The following is a 23,404-nucleotide window of genomic DNA, read 5'->3' on the forward strand; positions in this document are numbered from 1 at the left end:
GGCGACGGACGGCGAGATCCTCAATGAAAACGTGGAGATCCGAGACCCCATGAGCTCCCCCGCCACGCCCGACCCCGACCTCCAGCGCGCCCTGTCGGACCCGGGGTTCACCCCGGGGCGCCGCCACTTCGCCGCCCTCATCGCGCTGCTCGAGGCGGCCGGCGAGCCCGCCGAGCTGGCCGAGCGGGCGCTGCGGCGCGCCGGCGCGGCCGCGCTGCCCGCCGCGCTCGATCGCGCCGCCGCCGCGCCGCCGTCGCTGCGCGCGCCGCTCACCCGGCTCGTCGGCAAGCTGATGGCCGCCGCGCCGCTCGAGCCCGAGATCGCCGGGCGGGCGCGCGACTACCTGGTCGCGCGCCTCCGCGACGACGACCGCCGCACGCGCCGGATGGCCGCGGTAGCGCTCGGCAAGCCGCCCGCGGCGGACGTCGATCGGCCGCTCGTCGAGCAGGCGCTCGCCGAGGCGGCGCGCGGCGAGCGCTCGCCCGACGTCCGCCGCGCGCTGATCGACGCGCTCGGCAAGGTCGGCGGCGGCGCCGCGCTCGACGTGCTGGCCGAGCTCGGCGGCGACGACGACACCGCCGGCGTGCGCGCGCGCGCCGAGCTCCTGGCCAGGAGGACCCTCACGCGCGGCGAGCCGTCGGAGATCGCCGGCGATCGCGCGCCGGAGCGCCCGACGCGCGTGGCGGTGCGCTGCCGGCGCGGGCTCGAGGCGATCCTCGCCGAGGAGCTCGCGGCGCTCGACCGGGGCTCTCCGGGCGGGGGGCTCGTCCCCGAGCTCCGGAGCGATCCGTGCGGCGGCACGCGCGTCGAGGTGATGCTGAGCGGCCGCCTCGACACGCTGTTCGGGGCCCGCACGATGCTGTCGTTCGCGCTGCCGCTCCCGCTGCGGAAGCTCGAGCCGGGCGCCGATCTCGCCGCGGCCGTCGCCGAGCGGCTGCTCTCGCGGGAGTCGCGCGAGATCCTGGGCCGCTTCACGAACGGCGCGGTCCGCTACCGCATCGACTGGGCCGGCGGCGGCAAGCGCCGGGCCGCGGTGTTCCGCGCGGCGGCGGCGGTGGAGGCCGAGGCGCCGGAGCTCGTGAACGATCCGACCCAGAGCACGTGGGACGTGGTCGTCTACGAGGGCGCCGGCCGCGCCCGGGTCGAGCTCGCCCCGCGCCTGCCCGACCCGCGGTTCGCGTACCGCCGGGGCGACGTGCCCGCGGCGTCGCACCCGACGATCGCGGCGGCGCTCGCGCGCATCGCGGGGGCGCGCGCCGACGACGTCGTCTGGGATCCGTTCGTCGGCTCGGGCCTGGAGCTCTGCGAGCGCGCCCTGCTCGGGCCGTACCGGCGGCTCGTGGGCTCGGATCGCGATCCTCGGGCGCTCGCGGTCGCGCGGGAGAACCTCGACGCCGTGGGCGCGCGCGGCGCGGAGCTCCTCCAGCGCGACGCGCACGGCGCGCCGCCCCCGGGCGACGCCCCCACGCTGATCCTGACGAACCCGCCCCTCGGTCGGCGCGTCGAGCGCACGGGGGATCTCGAGGCCCAGCTCGAGCGCTTCGTCGAGGGCGCAGCGCGCGCGCTCGCGCCCGGCGGGAGGCTGGTGTGGATCTCGCCGTTCCCCGAGCGGACCGAGGCGACCGCGCGCCGCTCAGGCCTCCGGCCCGAGGCGCTGCAGCGCGTGGACATGGGCGGCTTCGACGCGCAGATCCAGAGCTTCCACAAGGCAGAGGCCCGGCCGCAGGCGAGCCGCGGCCGAGGCGACGGCCGGCGCGGGGACCGGATGGCCCCCCCGCGGCCCGGGCGCGCCGGGCGCGGCCCCGAGCAGGCCGAGCTGCGCGGCGAACAGCATCGCCCCCGCCGCCAGGAGCAGCGCCACGATCACCGCGATGATCATCCCGAGCCGCCCCGAGCGGTCGGGCGGCGCGTCGGTGAGCATGGCCTCGTCGAGCTTGCCGAAGGGCGCCGGCGCCGGCGCGGCTGAGCCCTGCTGCGCCGGCGCGGCGCTCGGCTGCGCGGGGAAGGCTCTCTGCGGGGGCGGCGACGCTGGCTGCGGCGGGCCCGCCGCACGGGCGGCAGCGGCGCTCGGCTCGCGGAGCCCACCGGCGTCGGCGCTCGCGGGCGCAGGGGCGAGCGGCGACCCCGGCGCGCGATCGAGCGGCGCTCCAGCGGGGCGGCCCTTCGCCGTCGCATCGGCGAGCGCCGCTCCGGGGGGAGTCGCTCCGAGGGGCGCCGCCGCGACCTGGAGCGGCGCGTCGGACGTGCCCTGGGGCGCCTCCCGCGTCCGCGTCGGGACGTCGTCATCGTCGTCGTCGTCATCGACGACCGTGGGCGCGTCCAGCGTGGGCTCGTCGTGGATGCCGTCGTCGAGATCGCCGAGGAAGGGCATGTCGCCGCCCCGAGGCTGCGGCCTGGCCGGCGCGCCGAGCTCCGCGCCCGGACGCTCGCGCCCGGACAGCGCCGCGCCGGGCACCCCGAGCGCCGACGCCTCGCGAGGGCCTCCGGCCGGTGACCCCGCGCTCGCTCCCGGCCTCCCGACGCCGCCCACGCGGTGCGCGACGGACGCCGTCCCTCCGAGGCGCGAGGGCGTCGCCGCGGCCGGCGCAGCCGCTCCGCGGGCGTCGAGCGACCCCTCCCGCATGAGCGTCACGTGCTCCTCGCCTTCGCCGTCGTCGCCGAACGACTGGGTCAGCGGGACCGCCCCCATGCCGGGGAGCCGCCCCCGCGCGGCCGGCGCGGGGCCCCGCGCTGCGGGAGCGGCCGGCGCGGCTGCGGGCGCCCTGGGGACAGGGGCGGCGCCTGGCCTCGGCGCCGGCGCGCCGTGGTACGCCGCGGGCGGCTGCGGGCGCTCGGGCGGGAGGGGCGGCGGCGGCTGCCCAGCCGCTGCTGCCGCCGCGCGCTGCGCGATGATCGCGTCGAGCTGGCTCGAGCTCAGCGGCGCGACGCGCATCAGCGTCCGCACCTCGTCGTCGTCCTCGTCGCTCGTCGAGTCCTCGTCGTCGAGCGGGAGCAGCGTGCGCACCGCGGGGTCGGGGTGCCATTCCTCGAGGGCGCGCCGAAAGGCGGCGGCGTTCGTCGTGCGGAGGGAGCGATCGCGCTGGAACGCGTCGTCGAGGACCCGCTGGAGATCGTCGTCGCCGACGTCGAAGACCGCGAGCGGCGCCGGCGAGGAGCTCGCGATCCGCTGCCGCGTCTCGACGTCGCTCCCGCCGCCGAACGCGCTCGTCCCGGTCAGCACCTCGTAGAGCGTCGCCGCGATCGCCCACACGTCGTCGCCGGGCGAGAGCGTCCCGCCCGCGACGCGCTCGGGCGACTGGTAGGCGATGCGGCTCGGCGTCTGCCGCAGATCGGCCAGGATGGCCTTCGAGGTGCGATCGACCGCGGTCGTGAGCACGCACTCGGGCGAGATAGCGCCGTGCGCGACGCCGAGGGCGTGCAGCGCCTCGATCCTCTTCGCGAGACGGATGGCCCAGCCGACGGCATCGAGCTCGTTCAGCGGGCCATCACGCAAGATCCGAGTTGCAAGCGTTTCCACTTACGGAGCCAGCGTAGTACCGGTCTGCCGAAGTTTGTACCTGGATCCGCGTGCAGCTCGCCCCCGAACCCCCCGGCTCCGGGATGCGCGCCCGGGCGTGCACCGCCCTCCCGGGCGGCGCCCCCGACGGACGGCGCCGGCGCGCGGATCCGCGGCGTCGGGGGCGGCGCTCGTCACGACCGCTCGCCCCCGGCCGCGTCGGTCGGCACGATGCGGACGCGGCGCACCCGCCGGCCGGCGACGTCCATGGCGACGAGCGTGTACCCCTCGCACTCGACGCGCTCGCCGGCCTCCGGCGGGTGCTCGAGCCGGCCGAGCATATACCCGCCGACGGTCTCCACGGTCTTCACCTCGGGGAGCAGCACGATATGGGCGTCGCGCTCCAGGTCCGCGAGCAGCACGCGGCCGTCGACGTCGACGATGCCGCCGCCGCGGCGGTGGATGGGCGGCACCTCCTCGTCGTTCTCGTCGCGGATCTCGCCGACGATCTCCTCGATGAGGTCCTCCATCGTGACGAGCCCGATGAACTCGCCCGACGCCGAGGTGATGATCGCCACCGGCACCTGGCGCGCCTGCATCTCGAGGCGGAGGCGCTCGACCGAGGTGTTCTCGCGCGCGAAGATCGGCTTGCGGAGCAGCTCGGCCACGCGCGTCGCGCGGCGGCGGTGGCTCAGGACGTCGAACAGGTCGCGGAGGTGCAGGTAGCCGAGCACGTTCTTGCCCTGCTCGTCGAGCACCGGATACCGGGAGTACCCGGCGTCCGCCACGGTCCGCACCGCCTCCTCGATCGTCATGTTCGCGCGCAGCGTCGCCGCGTCGGTGCGGAGCGACATCACGTGCCTCGCCGTGCGCCGGCGCAGGTCGAAGATGCGCACGAGCATGCTGCGCAGCGCCGGGTCGAGCCCCGCGGGGCTCTTGGTCAAGAGCAGCCGGAGCTCCTCCGAGGTGTGCGCGATCTCCTCCTCACCCGCCGGACGGAGCCCGAACAGCCGGACGAACCCGTTCGCCATCGAGTTGAGCGCCCAGATCACCGGCCACATCAGGACGAAGAAGCCGTGCAGCGGCCGCGCCGCCCAGAGCGTGACCTTCTCCGTCCGCTGGATCGCGAGCGACTTCGGCGCGAGCTCGCCGATCACGGTGTGGAGCGCCGTGATGATGATGAACGAGATGCCCACGGCGATGGCGTGCGCGCCGACGCCCGACCACGCGCCGAGCGGCGCGAGCAGCGGCTCGATGAGGTGGGCGATCGCCGGCTCGCCGATCCAGCCGAGCCCGAGGGACGCGAGCGTGATGCCCAGCTGGTTGGCCGAGAGGTACGCGTCGAGCCGCTGCGACATCTGGAGCGCGAGCTGGGCCCGCGCGTCCCCCTCGCGCACGAGCTGCTCCAGCCGCGTCGGTCGCATCTTGACGATGGCGAACTCGGAGGCGACGAAGAACGCGTTGAGGAGCACGAGCAGCGCGGTGCCCAGGAGATAGACGAGCGTCATGCCGGCCTTCGTCCTCCCCCGGGTGCGCCCCTCGCCCCGCGCCTGCTCGGCGGCGAGCCGCGCTCAGATCCTCGCACGATGGAGGATCTTGCTGCGCAGGTCCGGGTCGTCGTTGCTGAGTCCATCGACGAGAGCATCGGCTGGGGACTGCCCCTTGGCGACGAGCGCGCTGAGCCGTTCGAGGTGGGCGCGCTCGTCCTTGCCGTTCTTGTTCAGGCGCGCGCGCCGCTCGAGCCCGCCCGACGCGATCGACAGGAGCCGCTCGGCCATCGCCGCGAGCGGCTTGCCGCGGAATGTAGCGCGGAGCGCGCGCTCGGCGATCATCGGGCGCACGGCCTCGAGCTCGTCGAACCTGAAGCTCTCCGAGAGGGCGTCGGCCTCGTCGAGCGCGCGGGCGTCGTACAGGATCCCGGTCCACAGCGCCGGGAGCGCGCAGACCAGGTTGGCCGGCAGCGAGTCCGCGCCGCGGACCTCGATCGTCCGCTTGAGCCGGACCTCCGGGAACAGCGTGTTGAGGTGCATCTCCCAGTCGGCGCGGGTGGCCCGGTGCCCCTGGAAGCCGTTCTCCAGGAAGTCGCGGAACGTCTGCCCCGTGTTCTCGATCACCTCGCCGTCGCGCTTGATGAGGAACATCGGCGCGTCCACCGCCCACGCGACGTAGTCCGAGAAGCGGCGGCCGCGCTCGAGCACGTTGCGGAGCAGCCCCTGCCGCGCGGGGTCGACGTCGAGCCAGACCTTGGCGCGGTAGCTCCGCCCGCCGAACAGCGCGCCCTCGTAGAACGGGGAGTTCGCGAAGATCGCCGTCACCAGCGGGGAGAGCCGGAGCGACACGCGGAGCGCGCGCATCGCCGACTCCTCGCTGGCGTAGTCGAAGTTCGCCTGCACCGTGGCGGTGCGGCGCATCATGTCGAGGCCGTGCGCGCCGCGCGTCGGCAGGTAGCGCCGCATGATCGCGTAGCGCGCCTTGGGCACCCAGGAGAGCTCGGCCTGCGACGCGAACGGGTGGAACCCGATGCCGAGCCAGGCGAAATTGAGCTCGGCGGAGATGTCCCGCAGCTCCGCGAGGTGCCCGCTCATCTCCAGACAGATCTGGTGGATGCTCTCGAGGGGCGCCCCGGACAGCTCGAGCTGCCCGCCCGGCTCGAGGGTCACCGAGGCGCCGGCCCGGGCGAGCGCGATCAGCGGACCGCCAGGGGTCTCGTGCTCGGGCGTCCAGCCGTGCCGCTCGACGAGCGCCTGGAGCACGGACAGGACGCTCCGTTCGCCCTCGTACGGAATGGCGGCGCCCGTCCTGGCGTCGACACCGAACTTCTCCGCCTCGGCGCCGATCCGGTGGAGCGACTCGGGCTTCACAGCCTCGTGGAAGGGAAACAGCAGGTCGTCGAACGTCTTCAACGGTTGAGACTTCGACTCACTCGCGTGGCTTGCGTCGGCCATCATCACGTTTCCGGTTGGTTTCGTCCTCGCCTAGAGCGCGCGCCTGAGCAGGGGCGCGCGTTGCGTCGTACGGAGCATCTTCGCGAGCGCGCCGAGGTGCGCCAGCGTCGTCCCCGTCCCTCCCCCCAGCATTCGCGCGCCCGCCTCGATGAGCCGCACCGCGGACGCGGCCCAGGCGTCGCAGGCCTCGGCGGGCGCCGGGCGCTCGGCCGCGTCGGCCGGCGCGGGCTCGACGCCGAGCAGCACGCCCACCTGGACCTCGTGGGCGACGCCCTCGAGGCGCCGGAGAATGCTCAGCCCGAGGTCGACCGACGGGACCTCGAAGAGCAGCGCGTCCGCGCCGCTCTCGAGCGCCCCCCGGGCGGCCTCCTCGAACCCCTCTCCGTCGGCGGTGCGCCCGGCCCCGTCGAGCTCCACGAGCGCCCACGTCGCCAGCTGCGTCGTGCTGGCGCTGACCACCGCCGCGCGGCGCGCGAGCCGCGCGACCGCGGGGGAGACGCACGCCGCCTGGACGGGATCGAAGCCGCACGCGACGAGGATCTCGCAGCCGGCGGCCGCCAGCCTGGCCGCATGGACCGCGTAATCTTCCGCAATCCGGTCGGCCATGGGCGCGGCGGCAGTGTGGCCCAGGATACCGGCCACCGCCACGCGACGCGCGGCCGCGCCCGCCGCCTCCGTGGCGAGCTCGACCGCGGTCCCGGTGAGCGCGGCGGCGCGGAACGCCATGCCGATGGGCGCCAGCGCGCGCGTCGTCGTCGCGGACGTGAGGGCCCGGACCACGTCGATCCCCAGCGCGATCTCCTGCTCGTGCAGCTCCGCGATCGTCCGAGGCGACTCGCGGAGCAGCCGGCCGAGGGCGGTGGTGGACGAGACCGAGGCCCCGCGGCCGCGGAGCGAGGCGAGCGGATCTCCGCTGATGATGAGCGGACGACCTACCGGAGGCCGAGAGGTGGAGGCCTCGAGCGCGTTCACGTCCTTCGCTGCTTTCCAGGGCTCCTCTACCACCGGTCTATAAGGGGAAACTAGCCCAAGACAGCCCCTTCGCGTCGCGAAATGGTGCGGACCAGCGGTCTGGGGCACAGCGATTCATGCAGCGGAGTCGGGGACAACCTGACGCTCGCTCGCCGGCGCTGGGCGCGACGCCTGGGCGGAACGCGGGATCGGCGCTCATGCAGGGCTCGGCTGTGCCGCGGGCCGTCATACGGCGGGGAGGCTCCGGCCTCCTACCCCGCGCCCGCGGCGCGCGACGAACTTCCGGTCGAAGAGCCGCACCCGCCGGACGAACAGGTCGAGCAGGAAGACGACCATCGCGGCGTAAATGAACCGTTGCCAGAGCTCCTCGTGGAAGGTCACCTTCTCCCCCGCCGGGTCGAAGATGGCCGCCACGCCGGTCGGATCGACCGCGCCGCCGGTCGATGTCGCGGCCTTCTCGAGGGTCGCGAGCTCGGGCTCGAAGCTCGCGTACTCGCGAGGGTACGGGTTCGAGACGTGGCCGTAGCTGACGGCGACGGGCCGGAGCGAGCCGTCGTCGGCCTCGCGCAGGTGCTCCGCCCGCAGCAGGAAGGAGCCGTACCGATCGAGCGCGAGCGCCGTCTCGTACCGGCCCGGCGCGGTCTGACGCATGTCGACCACCCGCGTCGCCCCGCCCGGCTCGGGCCCGATGATGCTGAGGCGGGAGGTCAGGTTGTTCTCGAACCGGTCGTCCGCCCCGAACGCGTCCACGGACGCGCGCAGCTCTCCGTCCACGATCTCGGCCTTCATGTCGAGCTCGCGCCGGTGCTTCTGGCGCATGTGCTCGTGGATGAGCTGCCCCCAGAACTTCTCGAAGCCCGGCCACCGGAGCCACTCCACGGCCCAGCGCGCCTTGACGTCGCTCGTCCAGGCCAGCGTCCACCCGAGGCCGACCCGCCAGCGCGCGAGGATCGGCTCCTCGGTGTCGCTCGTGAGCAGCTCCTGGGCGGGCGGCGGCTTCAGCTTGGTCGAGACGTAGCCGTGCAGGTTCGGCGCGGTGCGGACGTCGATGCCGCGGAGGAACGCCGCGTCGCCGACCTGCGTGACCGGGAACCACTCCTCGACGGCGGCCGCGCGCGCCACCATCTCGGTCTCCTTGGTGAAGATCCGCGGCAGGTTGTTCGGGTCCGGGACCGCGTGGAAGCGCCCGCCGCCCACGTCGGCGATCATCTTGAGCAGCTGCTCGTCGAGATCGTTCCCCAGCCCCACCGTGGTCACGGTGATCGACTCGGCGATCATCGCGGACACGAGGTCCCGGATGCCGCCCGTGGACGCCTTGCCGTCGGTGAGGAGGATGACGTGCTTCTTGCGCGCCTGCGTCACGGTCATGTCCTGGTAGGCGGCGTCGAGCGCGGCGAAGATCTCGGTCCCGCCGCCCGGCTGGATGCGCGCGATCTCGCCGGCGATGCGCGAGCGGTTGCGCGCGGGCTGCATCTTCACGTACCGGGTCGGCGCCGAGTCGAACGCGATGACCTCGATCAGGTCGTCCGACGACAGGACCCCCGCGGTCGCCTTCGCCGCGGCCTTGGCCATCTCGAGGGGGAGCCCGGTCATCGACCCCGATCGATCCATGACGAGCGCCATCGCGACGCTCGGCATGTCCTTCTTCCGCTCGTTGTCCATCCGCACCGGCAGGATCCGCTCGATCGTGGTGCGGTACCAGCCGCCGAGGCCGTACCCCGACTCGCCGCCGGCGAAGAGGAACCCCCCGCCGAGATCGCGCACGTAGCTCTCGATGATCTCCTGCCCCTGCAGGCTGAGCGCTTCCTTCGGGGTGTCGGACACGATCAGGAAGTCGTAGCGCTCCATCTCCTTGAGGGAGCCGGGGAAGCCGGCCGGCGGCCTGACGTCGACGTCGAGCTGCTGCGCGGTGAGCGCGCTCGAGAGCGGGCCGGCGTGCTGCGGCGTCCCCTCGATGTAGAGCACCGACGGGCGCCCGGGCACGTCGATGGTGGTCGCGTACCGGTTGTTCTCCTTGAACTTGTCGTCCGCGATCTGATCGAGCTCGAGCGCGTAGGTCACCTGCCCCGCGATGCGCACGACGCTCTTGAACACGACGTCGTTCGGCCCCGCCTTGAGCTCGAGATCCCGGATGCCCTCGAGGCCGTTCAGCGCCTCCCCCTGGAACAGCCGCGCGCGGGCCTTGGTGGCGCGGCTCGCGTAGATGTCGGCGTGGATCTCGAACGTCTCGCCGACCTTGACCCGGTCCGGCATCCTGAGCTCGCGCACCGCGACCTCGGGCGGCGCGGGTCGCCGGTACGGGATGGAGAACAGCCGCACCCCGAAGTCGCGCGCCCGGTTGGCCTCGGCGAGGAGGTCGCCGTCGGTCTGGACGCCGTCCGACATCAGCACGGCGCGCTTCAGGTAGCCGGGCGGGTACAGCCCGTAGGCGAGCTGGAGCGCGGCCTGGAGGTTCGAGCCCGCGCCGAGGTCGCCGCGCTGCCCCTTCTCGTCGAGGTGGCGGCCGATGGCCGGCGCGCGCCGCTCCGCGTCGCCGCCGGCCGCCTCGCCGGCGGCGCGCTCGACGAGCCGCGGCCGCCGCGCGAACGTGATCACCTTGATGACGCCGTCCTCCGGCTTCTCGGCGAACGCCTTGTCGAGCGCCGCGCGCGCGTCGTCGAGCGACTCGTCGGTCACGGACTCCGAGACGTCGATGAGGTAGATGGTGGCAACCTTCTCCGTGGTCGCCGTCCTCGCGAGCCGCGACAGCCCGAGCGCGATCAGCGCGACGAAGGCGATCCGCAGCAGCACGGACAGCACGCGCTGCGGCAGAGGAAGATCCGCGAGCGAGCCCGCGAGGACGCCGACGAACCAGGGCGCGAGCAGGAGCGCGCCGAGCATCTTCGGGTTGAGGAGCTCGTACTTCACCCCCTCGCGCATCCAGGTGAGCGTCGGATCCGGATGCAGCAGGACGTACTTCCGGTACGCCCAGAACAGGATCCCACCGAGGGCGGCGCAGGTGATGGCCCACGCGACGACGCGGAACTTGCGGCCAGTGAACGCGCTCACACCGTCACCCTCCTGTGGTACGTGAACCACTCGATCGCGGTCACGAGGAGCACCGCCGCGAGCAGGTAGACCCAGAGCTCGCGGCGAACGCCGATCTTGAACTCGCCCACGGCGCCCGCGCCGCGCCCGTCGACCTTGAGCTCGGCGGCGGGGGCGATCGCGCTCTCCTCGGGCGCGGAGAGGTTCGCGGCGAACATGCTCACCTCCTCCGCGCCGGGGGCGCCGACGCGCAGCGTGTAGAAGCCGGCGTGCTGCCCGAGGAACACGGCGCGCCCGTCCTGGATCGGGACCGCCCGCTTCGTCCCGTCGGGCAGCTCCAGGCTGGCCGACTCCGCGGACGAGGACGCCGGGATGTGCCAGACGGCGCCCGTGCGGAACGAGGAGATGTAGCTCGTGTCCTCCTCGACGAAGTTGTTGATCGCGTTGAGCAGGAAGAGCGGCCAGGCGATGCGGAGGGGGAAATCGCTCTCGCGGACGTCGAAGCCGAGCGCGACGAATTTCACGCCGCCGCGCCGCCCCTCGATGAGCAGCGGGCCCCTGTGGCTCCGGCCGACGACCCTGTCCTCCTTGTTGCCCTTGAGCACGTGGGCGCGCGCGATGTTCACGTCGCTGAGCGCCGTGTAGCGCAGGAGCGGGTGCTTCGCGTCGAGCTCGTCGAAGCCCAGGCCGTAGTTCGGATCGTCGTCGAGGATCTCCTTGCCCACCTCGAACGGGAGGTTGGTCCCGGTCGGGTTCAGGTAGAGCAGGCTCCCGCTGCCCGGCGCGACGGTCGGCGCCACGCCGTCGAAGATGGTCACGTCGAACGAGGACGCCGCCGGGTAGCGCTGCGGCTCGACGAACGTCACGTCGAGGTACTCGTCGAGGAGCAGCGCCGCCTCGAGGAACATGTTCCCGGCGGAGACGACCTGGATGCGCGCGCGGCGCCGCTCGGGGAGCAGCGCGTAGGCGCGGTTGTCCGCCGGGAGATCGTCCGAGCCGCCGTCGGCGAGCGCGAGCTTCGCCTCGAGCGTCTTCGACGCGCCGGAGAGGTTCGGGTAGAAGCGGGGCAGCTTCTCCTTGGGCTTGAGCCGGAGGCGCGTCAGGTCCGTGAGCTGGCCGTCGCCGAGCAGCGACAGCTCGAGGTCGAGCGGCTCGTCGCTCGTGTTCGTGACCTCGAGCATCACCTCGTAGCGGCTCTTGTCGAGCGGGTAGCGCCGCACCGAGAACTCGGTGATGGCGGCGTTCCGCGCCCCCTTGCCGACGGGCAAGAACGACAGCTTGACGTCGCCGAGGCGCACCGGCCCGCCGGCGTCGGCCGGCTCGCCCAGCGCGCCGTCGCTCACGACGATGACCTCCGGCGACGGGAGCCCGCTCAGGGTGTCGCCGGCGAAGCGGAGGGCGCGCGCGAAGTCGGCCGTGGCGTCGGTCGGCTTCACCGCCGCGAGGGCGGCCTCCAGGTCGGAGATCTCGCCGGTGAGCGTGGACAGCGGCGTGACGGCCGCGTCCATCTGGGCCAGCAGCATGCGGTCGCTGCCGGACAGGCCGCGGACCATCTTCCTGACCTCGTCCTTCGCGAGCTCCAGGCGCGACGGCGCGACGTCGACGGCCTGCATGCTCGCGCTCGCGTCGATGAGGACGACGATGTTGCGCCCCTCGACGAGGTTCGCTTGCGGGCGGGGATCCCCGAGCGCGAGCAGGAGCAGCGCGAGGAGCGCGAGCTGCAAGAGCAGCGAGAGCAGCCGCTTCAGCTGCGAGAACAGGCTCGTCGCCTCTTTGTCCCGGAGGACGCGCTCCCAGATCTTCGAGAACGGGACCGCGACCGGCCGCCGGCGCAGCTTGAGGATGTAGAAGACGACGACCACCGCCCCGGCGAGGGCGCCTATCTGGAGCAGGGTCGCGAGCGGGACGCCGGTGAAGTGCAGCATCGCTACCGGAGGAAGCCGCCTCTGCGGAACACGCGCAGGATCAGCTCGTCGAAGGGGACGGACACGTCGGCGCGGAAGTAGCTCACCTGCCGCGACGTGCAGAACCGGCGGATCTCGTCGAGGTACTTCTCGTACGCCTCGGCGTAGCGGTCGAGCACCTTCGCGGTCACCGTGACCTCGCGCTCGTCGCCGGTCTCGCAGTCGTAGACGCGCACGTCGCCGCGCAGCGCGGGCCGGGCCTCGCTCGGGTCGACGATGTGGAGCACGAACGGCTCGAACCGGTTGTACCGGAGCACGTTGATGCCGCGCTCGAAGCCGACCGGATCGTAGAGATCGCTGAGGATCACGGCGAGCCCGCGCCGCTTGTGCTGCGCCACGAACGTCTTCATCGCCTCGCCGAGGTCGGTCGCGCCGTCGGCCCGCGCCTGCCCGAGGAAGCGGAAGATCCTGAAGATGCGCGCCTTGCCGCGGGTCGACTGCATGCGCCCGCTGATCTCGTCGGTCGCGGTGACGATCGCGATCCGATCGAGGTTGGCGAGCCCGACGTACGCGAGCGCCGCGCACAGGCGCTTCGCGTGCCTGAGCTTCGCGCCGTCGCCGAACGCCATCGACGCCGAGGTGTCGAGGATGAAGTAGATCGAGAGGTCTTCCTCCTCCTCGTAGAGCCGGATGAGGAGCCGGTCGAAGCGCTGGTACGCGGCCCAGTCGAGGTACCGGAAGTCGTCGCCCGGGGCGTAGTCGCGGTGGTCGGCGAACTCGACGCCGGAGCCGGTCTTCTTGGTCCGCCGCTCCGCGCGCATCGCGCCCGAGAAGACGCGGCGGCTCACCATCGCGAGGTAGTCGAGCTTGCGCTGGAACTCGTCGTCGAAGAGATCCTCGTCGGAGGCGCCGGCGGAGACCGCGGAGAGCCGCCGCAGCGGCGCGGCGGCCCGCTTGAACGCGTCGAAGAGCCCCATGCTAGCTTCGGCGGCGCCTCATTTGCTCTCCGGCAAGCGCTTCAGGATGGCCTGCAGCACCTCGTCGGTCTTCACGCCCTCGGCCTCCCCCTCGAAGTTGAGGAGCACGCGGTGCCGCAGCGCGGGCAGCGCGCACGCGCGCACGTCGTCGACCGACGCCGCGAACCGCCCCTCGAACAGCGCCCTGATCTTCGCGGCGAGCAGGAGCGCCTGCGCCCCTCGCGGCGACGCGCCGAACTTCACGAACCGCTTCACCTCGTCGAGGGTGTCGCCCTCGGTGGGGTGGGTGGCCTGAAGGAGCCGCACCGCGTAGTCCTGCACGTGCTTGGCCACGGGCACCTCGCGGACGAGCCGCTGCATGGCGATGATCCGCGCCTTGTCGAGGACGGGCCGCGCCGCCAGCGCGTCGGTGCCGGTGGTCCGCTCCAGGATCGCGTTCAGCTCGTCGCGGCTCGGGAACGGCACGTGCAGCTTGAAGAAGAACCGATCGAGCTGCGCCTCGGGCAGCGGGTACGTCCCCTCGCTCTCGAGGGGGTTCTGCGTCGCCAGGACGAAGAACGGCTCCTCCAGCGTGTAGCTCTGCCGCGAGACCGTGACCCGGTGCTCCTGCATGGCCTCGAGGAGCGCGCTCTGCGTCTTCGGCGTCGCCCGGTTGATCTCGTCGGCGAGGACGATGTTCGCGAAGATCGGCCCCTTGCGGAACGAGAACGACCGCTGCCCGCCCGCGCTCTCGTCGATGACCGTGGTGCCGATGATGTCGGCGGGCATCATGTCGGGCGTGAACTGGATGCGCGAGAACTGGAGGTCGAGCGCCTCGGCCATGGTGCGGACGAGCATCGTCTTGCCGAGCCCCGGCACGCCCTCGAGCAGCGCGTGCGAGCCCGCGAGCATGCACGTGAGCACGCCGTCGACCACGTCGCGGTTGCCGACGATGACCTTCCCCACCTCCTCGCGCAGCTCTCCGATGCTCGCGCGGAACTCGTCCACCTCGGCCCGCGCTGCTTCCTTCGTCTTCTCGGCCATAGCTTCCTGCTTCGCGCCCGCTGCCGCGGAGCGCCTGTAGAGGCGCGGTCGCGCTCGAGCCGATGGCTCGACTCACTCGCGCGGCCTGATGAGCTGGAAATACCGGTTCACGTAGAACCGGTATCCATCAGGGATCTGATCCTTGTTGATCTGCTGCTCTGCGACCGTGTGGTAGTCCGTGAAGACCTTCTTGTAGCCGGTCCCCTTGAAGCCCCGCTCGGCGGCGCTGAGGATCACCTCGCTGTTCGAGGGCCCCTGCTGGGTGTCGAGCCCCTGCGCCTGGACGTCCTGGGTCCCCATCTTCGGGTCGGTGCGCTTGCCCGCGACCTCGCCGCCGCGGCCGGAGCCGGCGCCGTCGCCTCCGGGCTGGTTGCCGCCGCCCTGGTTGCCCTTGCCGCTCCCCTGCCCCTCTTGCCCCTGCCCCTGTCCGCCGGGCATCAGGATCTTCTTCCCGCCGGGCCCGATCACCAGCTCCTGCCCCTGGCCTTGCCCGCCCTTGCCCTGGCCCTGGCCCTGGCCCTGCTGGCCGTCCTGCCCTTCCTGCTCGCCGTCGCCCTGCCCCTGCTGGCCCTGGCCCTGCTGCTCCTCGCCGCTGCCCTGGTTGCCGCGCGCGCGCTTGCCGAAGCGGAGCATCCTCGCCATCCGCTGCTTGCCCCCCTGCCCTTGCTGGCGCACGAGCTCCCGGAGCTCCTCGAGGCGCTGACGCAGCTCTTCCTTCTCCTGTTCGGACATCTCCTCCTGCTGCATCCGGTTGATGTCCTCGGCGGCCTGCTCGAGATCGTCCGCGGACATCCCGAGGTCGCGCATCAGATCCTCGGCGGCCTTGGCGAGCTCGCGGTCGAGCCGGTCGAGCTGGCGCCCGGTCCGCTCCTTCTGCTCGGCCTCGCGGTCGAGCCGCTCCAGCTCGCGCTCCTTCTTCTTGAGGAGCCGCTCCTCTTCGGACTTCCGCTGCTCGTTCGCGGAGGCCTTCTGCTTTTGCTTGAGCAGCTGCTCGCGCACCTCGGCCCGCTTCTCGTTGATGGCGGCGAGGGCCTCCTTGCGGCGCGAGGCCGCCTCGGCGAGCGCCTTGCGCAGCCGCTCGATCTCGGCCTTGTCGAGCTTCTGCTTCTTGTCGCGGAGCTTCTCGGCGAGCTGCTTCAGCTCCTTCTTCGCCTGCTCGAGATCCTTCTTCTCGAGGGACTCCCCCACGCCCTTCGCCAGGTCGCTCCTCTTGAGGTCGAGCCCGGTCTCCTTCAGCGCCTCCTCGAGCGCCTTCAGGTCGGCCTCGGCGCCCTTGAGGAGCTCGCGCTCGAGCGCCTCCATGCGGCGGAACGCCTCGGTCCGATCGAGGCGCTTGTTGGCGATGTCCTCGATGAGCTGGTTGAACCGCTCGACCGCGGACTTCATCTCCGGGCTCTGATCCTGCCGGTCGAGCGCCTTGGCCGCGTCCTTGAAGAGCTCGATGTCGTCGGGCGACATCGCGAGCGCGTCGATCGTCTGCGCGACGGGCGCCTGCTTCCGCGGGGTGCGCACCTCGAGCAGCGCCACCGCGAACACGCCGAGGCCCACCGCGGCCGAGGCCCAGAGCTCGCGCGGGAGCGCGAGCGGCGCGGCGCCGGCGGGGCGCAGCCTGGCCGCGTGCTCGCAGGCGTCGTCGATCGCCGCCTCCATCAGGGCGGTCCGCTGCGCCGCGGGCAGCGCGTCGAAGGCGATGGCGTTGGTCAGCCGGTCGTGGAGGCCGTGGTGCCGGTCGAGGGCGACCGTCCCGGCGCGGGGGGGCAGGCGGCGCAGCATCGCCAGCGCGACGGTGGCCAGCACGAGCAGCCCCGCGCCGAGCAGGAGCTGCCGGGCGCGCGGCTCGCTCAGGTGCGCCGGGAGCGCCTTGTGGACGGCGAGCGTCCCGGCTGCGATCGCCAGCGCGAGGGTCAGCGCGGTCGGCAGCGCGCGCAGCGCGCGCCCGACCCGGAGCCGCAGCTCGACCGCGCGCGCGGCGCTGCGGATACGGTCCAGATGCTTCGTGCGAGAGTCGCTCACGGTGCCCAGCGCTCCGGGCGCCCCCCGCGGGGCCCCTCGAAGAGGAAACGTCGCAGCATTGTACCTGCTGATGGGTCGGGCGCCCGAAAGTTCCTGGGAGGCTGCGCGCGACGCGTGAGGGCATGACGCGCGGCGAACCCCGATCATTCCCGCGCGGGCCAGCCTCGGCGCTCAGCGACCGCCGGCATCGATCGCGCTTCCGGGAGCGCGTGAGGGCGCTCCCTCCGGATTACGACCGGATGGATCCCCGGCGCCGCTGCGCCAGCAGACGAGCACGAGCGCTCGACGGATTCGGTGGAAACGACCTGACCGGGCCCGCGCACGGCGCGGGCGTCCCGGCCAGGTTACCTCGCCGCCTTCTTCTTGGGCGCCGCCTTGCTGGCGGCCGCCTTCTTCGTCGCGGCCGGCTTCTTCGCCGCGGCTTTCTTGGGCGCCGCTTGCTTCGCGGCCGGCTTCTTCGCCGCGGCTTTCTTGGGCGCCGCTTGCTTCGCGGCCGGCTTCTTCGCCGCCGGCTTCGCGGCGGTCTTCTTCGCGGCCGGCTTCTTCGCCGCGGCGGTCTTCTTCGCCGCCGGCTTCGCGGCCGCCTTCTTCGCAGCCGGCTTCGCGGCGGTCTTCTTCGCGGCGGACGTCTTCGGGGCCGCCCTGCCCGTCGCGGCGCCGTTCGCCGCGGATCTCTTCGCCCCCGTCACGCGCTCTCCGGACGGCTGCTCCTCCTCGCGCTCTTCACCCGCTGCGCTCGGCTGGCCCTTGCTGCCGTTCGCGTCGGGCAGCGGCTTCGCGTAGCGCGCGAGCGTCTCGCGCACCCGCGCGTCGAGGTCGGCGAAATCGAACGGCTTGTTCAGCCAGGCGTCGGCGGCGAAGAGCGGCGACGTCATCTCGTTCAGGTTCTCGCCGATCCCGGTGAGCATGATGACGCCGGTGCTCGCGAACGGCCGGCCGTCGGACGTGTCGCTCTTCAGCCGCTTGCAGATCTCCCAGCCGCTCATGCCGGGCATCATCACGTCGAGGATCACGAGGTCCGGCTGGTGCTCGCGCGCGAGCTCCCAGGCGGCATCGCCCTCGGAGGCCTCGATCACGGAGAAGCCCAGGTTCCTCAGGTGGCGCGCAACGAGGCTCAACATCGCCGGTTCGTCTTCGGCCACCAGCACACGGGGCGGCGTCATGCTCGCGGAAGGCATCGTGGATGCGGATGAGAGTACGTGCGCGCGAACCGGTCAAGAGAGAACGAGCCCATGGGGACGCGACGCGCGCTCGGAGCCGCCCTCCCGCGGCGACCCCGAGCGCCGGCGAGACCGCGATCACGCCGCTCGCGCGAGGGCGATCTTTTCCGTCTGTCCCGCCGCGTAGAAGCGCCGCAGCGCGGCGAGCAGCTCGGCGTACCGGCCCCGGCGAGCAAACTCGGCCTCCAGCCGGCCCACGAACCGCGCCGCCAGGTCGTTCGCGATCCGGTAGCGATCCCCGGTCTCGGTGCCCGGCGGATCCATGAAGGTGACGCGCTCGAACAGGTGGGCACGGATCCGCGCGGCGCGCTCGGGCTCGAAGCGCGCTGGCCCGGGCGGCGCGGCCTCGTGGCGGCGCCGGAGCGGCGGGCCCGGGAGCTCGACCTCCTCGGCCAGGCCGCCATGGACGAGCAGCACGTACTTGTCCACCTCGGCCTGGAGCTCCAGCTCCAGCTGGGTCGCCGGGAGCTCCCTGCGCGCCCGCTCGGCCACATAGAGGAAGTGGCTCACCCCCTCGACGATCTGGCAGATCTCGTCGAACGTCCCCTCCCGCCCGCGCGAGATCGCGCGGGCGGGCAGGTGCAGCGCCACCTCGATGTCCCCGTCCGCGTGTCGGATCAGCAGCGCCTCGCGCGCGCCGCCGTCCGTCGGCCGGATGAAATCGTCGACAGCGGGGGCGTCGTCGAGCGCGTAGGTGCGCGCGAGGTGCTGCTGGATCCGGGCGGGGAAGGTCGCGCCCCGCATCAGTTGAGCCCGCCCGTGCCGCGGCTCGGCACGAGCCCGCGCGCCCCGAGCTCGTCGGCGAGCCGGCTGGAGCCGGTGCGGACCCAGCGCTCGTACAGCCGGAGCACCGAGCGCTCATCGCGAGCGCCGGACGCGAGCGTGCCGTCGGCCACATCGTTCAAGACGCTCACGAAGCGCTCGAACTTCTCGGCCATCTCCGCGAGGACGTCGGGGCCCTGGCCGCCGCGCGCGTTGAGGCGCAGCATCGCGGCGGCGTGGTGGTAGGCTGTCGACCCGACCCCGACCACGTAGCGTCGATCGATGCCCTTGAGCTCGATGTGGCCGCCGAAGAAGCCGACCACGTAGAGGACGCCGTCGCCGAGATTGCGCAGCCGCCGGAAGCGCTCGGCGCCGGAGGCCTCCAGGGCGTCGCGCAGGAGAAAGGTCAGGGGCTGGTTGAAGGTGGACTCGGCGTGCTCGTCCGGGTGAGCGAAGGCACAAAGCAGACCGACCAGGTAACTCGACGCCGCCTCGGTCGCGGCGACGTTCCGAACTCGGAGCGCCTCGTCCACAACCTCCTGGAAGTAGCGGGTCATGCTCGGGGACACAGAGATCGCTTGGCTCACGGGGGCACCTCACTTGCGCGGGCACCCTGGATACCGACGTAACCCGGGCCACCACGCGCTCAGGTCAACCAGACACGTCCTGTCGGCCTCCCTCGGGCAGGAGACCATGAGGGCGTCGCGTCACGGTGCAGCCGCATTTCCGCCCTCATACGCTCACTTTAGCCGAGGGACCGGGCCAAGCCCAGCCGCACGTCCCGCACCTTCCCCTGCAATCTCCAGGACTTACAGCCACCCGGGCGCCTGGCTGCCAGCGCGCGAAATGCCGGGCTGACCCGCGCTTGACACCCTGGAGGGGGTGGCTATCTTCGGCGCGCCCGCTAGCACTCCCCTGAGGTGAGTGCTAGCAAAGTGCCCAGACTGCAATCGTATGGGACCTTGCGGCTGCTCAGGCAGGCCGTCTGGGTCCTGCCGTCTCGTGGGACGCGGCCGCTCGTCCCCGGAGGATTCGCAAAGATGAAGATTCGACCGCTCCAGGACCGCGTGATCGTTCAGCGCGTGAAGGAAGAAGAGAAGACCAAGGGGGGTCTCTACATCCCGGACACCGCGAAGGAGAAGCCGATCGAGGGCACGGTCATCGCCGTCGGCAACGGCAAGGTCGGCGAGGACGGTACCGTGCGGAAGCTCGACGTCAAGGAGGGCGATCGCGTCCTCTTCGGCAAGTACTCGGGCACCGAGGTGAAGATCGACGGCGAGGAGCACCTCATCCTCCGCGAGGACGACATCCTCGGCGTGATCGAGAAGTGACGCGGGCGATAGCAGGAACTTAGGAGAGACACCATGGCAGCCAAAGAAATCATCTACAACGAGTCCGCCCGCAGCATGATCCTCGCGGGCGTCAACGCCCTCGCCGACGCGGTCAAGGTCACGCTCGGCCCGAAGGGGCGCAACGTCGTCATCGAGAAGAGCTTCGGCTCGCCGACGGTCACCAAGGACGGCGTGACGGTCGCCAAGGAGATCGAGCTCGAGAACCGCTTCGAGAACATGGGCGCCCAGATGGTCCGCGAGGTCGCCTCGAAGACGAGCGACATCGCCGGCGACGGGACGACCACGGCCACGGTGCTCGCCCAGGCGATCTACCGCGAGGGCTCCAAGCTCGTCGCGGCGGGCCACAACCCGATGGAGATCAAGCGCGGCATCGACAAGGCGGTCGAGGCGATCGTCGGGCACCTCCACAGCTCGGCCAAGCAGACCAAGGACGCGAAGGAGATCGCGCAGGTCGGCACGATCAGCGCGAACGGCGACGAGACGATCGGCAAGCTCCTCGCCGACGCCATGGAGAAGGTCGGCAAGGAGGGCGTGATCACGGTCGAGGAGGCCAAGAGCGCCGACACGACGCTCGACGTGGTCGAGGGCATGCAGTTCGACCGCGGCTACCTCTCGCCGTACTTCGTCACCGATCCCGAGGCGATGAAGGCGAACCTCGAGGACTGCTACATCCTCATCTCGGAGAAGAAGATCTCCAACATGAAGGACCTGCTCCCCGTGCTCGAGGCGATCGCCAAGAGCCAGAAGCAGCTCCTCATCATCGCCGAGGACGTCGAGGGCGAGGCGCTCGCGACCCTCGTCGTGAACAAGCTCCGCGGCACGCTGCACTGCGCGGCCGTGAAGGCGCCGGGCTTCGGCGATCGCCGCAAGGAGATGCTGAAGGACATCGCCGTCCTGACGGACGGCCAGGTGATCGCGGAGGAGCTCGGCCTCAAGCTCGAGAACGTCACGATCAGCGATCTCGGCCGTGCCAAGACGGTCATCATCGACAAGGACAACACCACGATCGTCGGCGGCCAGGGCAAGAAGGACAAGATCAAGGCCCGGCAGCAGGAGATCCGCGCCCAGATCGAGAACACGACGAGCGACTACGACCGCGAGAAGCTCCAGGAGCGGCTCGCGAAGCTCGTGGGCGGCGTCGCGGTGGTCAAGGTCGGCGCTGCGACCGAGACCGAGATGAAGGAGAAGAAGGCCCGCGTCGAGGACGCGCTCCACGCGACCCGCGCGGCCGTCGAGGAGGGCATCGTCCCGGGCGGCGGCGTGGCGCTCATCCGCGCGCAGACCTCGCTCGAGAAGATCCAGGTCAACGACGAGCAGCGGTTCGGCGTGAACATCATCCGCCGCGCCATCGAGGAGCCCCTCCGCCAGATCTCCGCCAACGCCGGCGAGGAGGGCTCGATCGTCGTGCAGAAGGTGCGCGAGGGCAAGGACTCGTTCGGCTACAACGCGGCGTCGGGCGACTACGGCAACCTGCTCGAGATGGGCGTCATCGATCCGGTCAAGGTCGTCCGGTCGGCGCTCCAGAACGCGGCCAGCGTCGCCAGCCTGATGCTCACCACCGAGGCGCTCATCGCCGAGCGGCCGAAGGAGGAGAAGGCGGCGGCCGGCGGCGCCCACGCGGGCCACGGCCACGACTTCTGATCGCGGCGCGGGCAGCTAAGCCCGTCGGGTGAGGGCCGGCTTCCTCCTGGGGAAGTCGGCCCTTCTCCATTTCGACTTCCGGCAGGCCGCGACGCGTGATCTGATCCGCGCAGGTTCGCGATGAGCACCCTGACTACCGAGCGCCTTGAGCTGACCCCGGTCTCGCTGCCCCTGCTCGAGGCGGTCATCCGCGGAGATCGCCTCGAGGCCGAGGCGATCTCCGGCGCGCGCTTCCCCGACGCCTGGCCCGGGCGCGCGCTCGTCGAGCGCGCCTTCAGCTCGCCGCTCGACCGGCTGCGCGACGATCCGGAGGCCTTCCTGTGGGGCACGCGGCTGATGGTGACGCGCGGGCAGGAGGGGCGCGTCGTCGTGGGCAGCGTGGTGCTGAACGGCCGGCCCGACGAGACCGGCACCGTGGAGATCGGCTACGGCGTCGAGGGGAGGTCCCAGGGCCAGGGCTACGCGACCGAGGGGTCGCGCGCCGTCCTGCACTGGACGCTGCAGCAGGCGAGCGTGCGGCGCGTGATCGCCACCACGCCGGCCTGGCACCGCGCGTCGCTCCGGGTGATCGAGAAGCTCGGGATGCGCGCTGCCGGGACGCTCGACCACGCCCTCCTGGGCGAGCTGCTCGTCTTCGAGCGCTCCCGCGAGTAGCGGCCCCTCGCGCGCGGCGGGCCCGCGGGAGCGCGCCTCAGCCCCCGGCGCGGCCGACGCCGCCGCGCGGGTCGCGGCGCCGAGCCCACTCGCACATCGTCATGCCCGCGGCGATCGCCACCGGGTACGAGTGGTTGATCCCGTACATGGGGATCGCGACCACGTCCTCGCACGCGTCGAGCAGCGCCGGCGGCAGCCCGTCGTCCTCGCTGCCGAAGAGGAAGACGAGCCCGCGCGGAAACGGCGCCTCCCAGAGGGTCTGCCGCGCGTGGTCGCGCTCGACGCCGATGAGGGGGCGGCCGCGCGCCGCCTCGAGGAAGGTCGCCTCGTCGGGGCACTCGACGATGGTCTCGTACTTCTGCATGCCCATCGAGGCGCGCTCGTAATAGGGCTCGGTCCCGATCAGGAAGATCTCGCGCACCAGGAAGGAGTGCGCGACGCGGATGATGGCGCCGATGTTGAACGGGTTCTTCGCGCGGCAGACGGCGATCGAGAAGTCGTTCCGCAGGGGGGCGAGCTCCTCGCGGATCTCCTGGGTGGTGAGCCCGAACGGCGGGATCTTCACGGCGCGCTGGCTTCCTTACTCGGCGGCAGCGAAGCGGTCGAACAGCGGATAGATGGGGCCCTCGTGGAGCCTGAGCTGCTCGGTGGCGCCCGTCGCGTGCTTGACCAGGAGCACGAGCCCGGCGCGCGGCGCGGCGTCGAACGCGCCCCGGATGACGGCGACGGACAGCTGTCGCACGGGCCGCCCCGCGATCTCGAGCACCTCGTCGCCCTTGCGGAGCCCGGCGCGCTCGGCGGGCCCGCCCTCCACGGTCCGCGAGATGAACGCGGCGCCCGAGTGCAGCTCGTACCAGAAGCCGAGGCCGAGCTTGGCGTGGGCCGGCTCGAACGCCAGCGTGAGCCAGCCGCCCCCGTCGAGCTCGACCTCGATCTCCCCGGCCGCGCGCTGCGTGTCGGTCGGGCGGCCGATGTCGCGCACCCCGATCGGCTTGTCGACGAGGGCGTCCGACTCCCAGACCTCCACGCGGAGCCGATCCTCGGGCGAGATGCGGAAGTTTCCGCTCGGGCCGTCGGGCCACGTCGGGTCGACGGTGTCCTCCTGCACCTTGGTCCGAAAGATCTCCTCGCCGTTGACCAGGACGCGGGCATACGGGTCGGGGAGGCCTCCCGCCTCGGGATCCCAGGCTCGGCCGTCCCGGGTGCGCTCCGGGATCCTCGCCCGGACGACCCGGAGCCACCGGACGTCCTCAGGCGGAGGCGGGTGCAGCTCCTGCTCTGGCGGGGGCTCGCGGAGCCGGGTCGCGAGCTCCGGATAGAGGAACGAGCAGCCCCCCGCGGCGAGCAGGACGCCCCCTGCGGCGAGCAGCTTGCCCCCCGCGGCGAGCAGCTTGGACAACGCAGGCATGCAGAGCGCG

The 23,404-nt window shown here is 72.3% G+C and carries 17 protein-coding genes; 4 read left to right on the forward strand and 13 right to left on the reverse strand.

The window, feature by feature from the left end:
• The first annotated feature begins 49 nt into the window (after positions 1-49).
• The gene (locus WMF26_RS35415) at positions 50-1,966 is read left to right on the forward strand and encodes a HEAT repeat domain-containing protein (protein ID WP_437996325.1); all 1,917 of its coding nucleotides are present in this window, start codon (positions 50-52) and stop codon (positions 1,964-1,966) included.
• Between the two features lie 1,724 nt (positions 1,967-3,690).
• On the opposite strand, the gene WMF26_RS35420 is transcribed toward WMF26_RS35415, so the two are convergent.
• The 11 genes from WMF26_RS35420 to WMF26_RS35470 form a co-directional block, all read right to left on the reverse strand.
• Entirely contained in the window at positions 3,691-5,004 is a 1,314-nt protein-coding gene (locus WMF26_RS35420) for a hemolysin family protein (RefSeq protein WP_437996326.1), read from the reverse strand.
• Positions 5,005-5,067: 63 nt separating this feature from the next.
• Positions 5,068-6,399: a glutamate--cysteine ligase gene (locus WMF26_RS35425; protein ID WP_437996327.1), complete on the reverse strand. Its 1,332-nt coding sequence runs from the start codon at positions 6,397-6,399 to the stop codon at positions 5,068-5,070.
• Positions 6,400-6,471: 72 nt separating this feature from the next.
• Positions 6,472-7,413 carry a homocysteine S-methyltransferase family protein gene (locus tag WMF26_RS35430; RefSeq protein ID WP_437996328.1) on the reverse strand — a complete coding sequence of 314 codons (942 nt, stop codon included), beginning with the start codon at positions 7,411-7,413 and terminating at the stop codon, positions 6,472-6,474.
• 225 nt (positions 7,414-7,638) lie between these two features.
• Positions 7,639-10,461, reverse strand: a complete 2,823-nt coding sequence (locus WMF26_RS35435) for a VWA domain-containing protein (RefSeq protein WP_437996329.1) — start codon at positions 10,459-10,461, stop codon at positions 7,639-7,641.
• Entirely contained in the window at positions 10,458-12,365 is a 1,908-nt protein-coding gene (locus WMF26_RS35440) for a vWA domain-containing protein (protein WP_437996330.1), read from the reverse strand. Before WMF26_RS35440 ends, WMF26_RS35435 begins: the two co-directional genes overlap by 4 nt.
• Positions 12,366-12,367: 2 nt before the next feature.
• Positions 12,368-13,321 carry a DUF58 domain-containing protein gene (locus tag WMF26_RS35445; protein ID WP_437332693.1) on the reverse strand — a complete coding sequence of 318 codons (954 nt, stop codon included), beginning with the start codon at positions 13,319-13,321 and terminating at the stop codon, positions 12,368-12,370.
• A gap of 18 nt (positions 13,322-13,339) precedes the next feature.
• On the reverse strand, positions 13,340-14,344 hold the full coding sequence (locus tag WMF26_RS35450; RefSeq protein WP_437332694.1) for an AAA family ATPase: 1,005 nt from the start codon (positions 14,342-14,344) through the stop codon (positions 13,340-13,342).
• 72 nt (positions 14,345-14,416) lie between these two features.
• Positions 14,417-16,357, reverse strand: a complete 1,941-nt coding sequence (locus WMF26_RS35455; RefSeq protein WP_437996331.1) for a hypothetical protein — start codon at positions 16,355-16,357, stop codon at positions 14,417-14,419.
• 344 nt (positions 16,358-16,701) lie between these two features.
• A complete protein-coding gene (locus WMF26_RS35460; RefSeq protein ID WP_437996332.1) occupies positions 16,702-17,535 on the reverse strand; it encodes a response regulator transcription factor in 834 nt (277 codons plus the stop codon).
• Between the two features lie 120 nt (positions 17,536-17,655).
• On the reverse strand, positions 17,656-18,321 hold the full coding sequence (locus WMF26_RS35465; protein ID WP_437996333.1) for a hypothetical protein: 666 nt from the start codon (positions 18,319-18,321) through the stop codon (positions 17,656-17,658).
• Positions 18,321-18,926: a hypothetical protein gene (locus WMF26_RS35470; protein WP_437996334.1), complete on the reverse strand. Its 606-nt coding sequence runs from the start codon at positions 18,924-18,926 to the stop codon at positions 18,321-18,323. Before WMF26_RS35470 ends, WMF26_RS35465 begins: the two co-directional genes overlap by 1 nt.
• Before the next feature lie 453 nt (positions 18,927-19,379).
• On the opposite strand from WMF26_RS35470, the gene groES reads away from it, so the two are divergent.
• The 3 genes from groES (at position 19,380) to WMF26_RS35485 (ending at position 21,986) form a co-directional block, all read left to right on the forward strand.
• Entirely contained in the window at positions 19,380-19,670 is a 291-nt protein-coding gene (gene groES, locus WMF26_RS35475; protein WP_020738934.1) for a co-chaperone GroES, read from the forward strand.
• A gap of 33 nt (positions 19,671-19,703) precedes the next feature.
• Entirely contained in the window at positions 19,704-21,332 is a 1,629-nt protein-coding gene (gene groL / locus WMF26_RS35480; protein ID WP_437332699.1) for a chaperonin GroEL, read from the forward strand.
• A 120-nt stretch (positions 21,333-21,452) separates the two neighbouring features.
• Entirely contained in the window at positions 21,453-21,986 is a 534-nt protein-coding gene (locus WMF26_RS35485; RefSeq protein ID WP_437996335.1) for a GNAT family N-acetyltransferase, read from the forward strand.
• Positions 21,987-22,023: 37 nt separating this feature from the next.
• On the opposite strand, the gene WMF26_RS35490 is transcribed toward WMF26_RS35485, so the two are convergent.
• Together WMF26_RS35490 and WMF26_RS35495 are read right to left on the reverse strand one after the other, a co-directional pair.
• Positions 22,024-22,551, reverse strand: a complete 528-nt coding sequence (locus WMF26_RS35490; protein WP_437332700.1) for a TrmH family RNA methyltransferase — start codon at positions 22,549-22,551, stop codon at positions 22,024-22,026.
• A gap of 15 nt (positions 22,552-22,566) precedes the next feature.
• Positions 22,567-23,394 (reverse strand): PDZ domain-containing protein, encoded by an 828-nt coding sequence (locus tag WMF26_RS35495; protein WP_437996336.1) that lies wholly within the window; start codon positions 23,392-23,394, stop codon positions 22,567-22,569.
• Positions 23,395-23,404: the final 10 nt, after the last annotated feature.

The sequence above is a fragment of the Sorangium sp. So ce185 genome (assembly GCF_051526825.1).
Lineage (GTDB): Bacteria > Myxococcota_A > Polyangia > Polyangiales > Polyangiaceae > Sorangium > Sorangium cellulosum_D.

Bases quoted from the DNA above. Each gene is read 5' to 3' on its own strand.
- WMF26_RS35420 (WP_437996326.1), bottom strand. From the start codon at position 5,004: ATGACGCTCGTCTATCTCCTGGGCACCGCGCTGCTCGTGCTCCTCAAC.
- WMF26_RS35495 (WP_437996336.1), bottom strand. From the start codon at position 23,394: ATGCCTGCGTTGTCCAAGCTGCTCGCCGCGGGGGGCAAGCTGCTCGCC.
- WMF26_RS35415 (WP_437996325.1), top strand. From the start codon at position 50: ATGAGCTCCCCCGCCACGCCCGACCCCGACCTCCAGCGCGCCCTGTCG.
- WMF26_RS35445 (WP_437332693.1), bottom strand. From the start codon at position 13,321: ATGGGGCTCTTCGACGCGTTCAAGCGGGCCGCCGCGCCGCTGCGGCGG.
- groL (WP_437332699.1), top strand. From the start codon at position 19,704: ATGGCAGCCAAAGAAATCATCTACAACGAGTCCGCCCGCAGCATGATC.
- groES (WP_020738934.1), top strand. From the start codon at position 19,380: ATGAAGATTCGACCGCTCCAGGACCGCGTGATCGTTCAGCGCGTGAAG.
- WMF26_RS35485 (WP_437996335.1), top strand. From the start codon at position 21,453: ATGAGCACCCTGACTACCGAGCGCCTTGAGCTGACCCCGGTCTCGCTG.
- WMF26_RS35440 (WP_437996330.1), bottom strand. From the start codon at position 12,365: ATGCTGCACTTCACCGGCGTCCCGCTCGCGACCCTGCTCCAGATAGGC.
- WMF26_RS35465 (WP_437996333.1), bottom strand. From the start codon at position 18,321: ATGCGGGGCGCGACCTTCCCCGCCCGGATCCAGCAGCACCTCGCGCGC.
- WMF26_RS35450 (WP_437332694.1), bottom strand. From the start codon at position 14,344: ATGGCCGAGAAGACGAAGGAAGCAGCGCGGGCCGAGGTGGACGAGTTC.
- WMF26_RS35460 (WP_437996332.1), bottom strand. From the start codon at position 17,535: ATGCCTTCCGCGAGCATGACGCCGCCCCGTGTGCTGGTGGCCGAAGAC.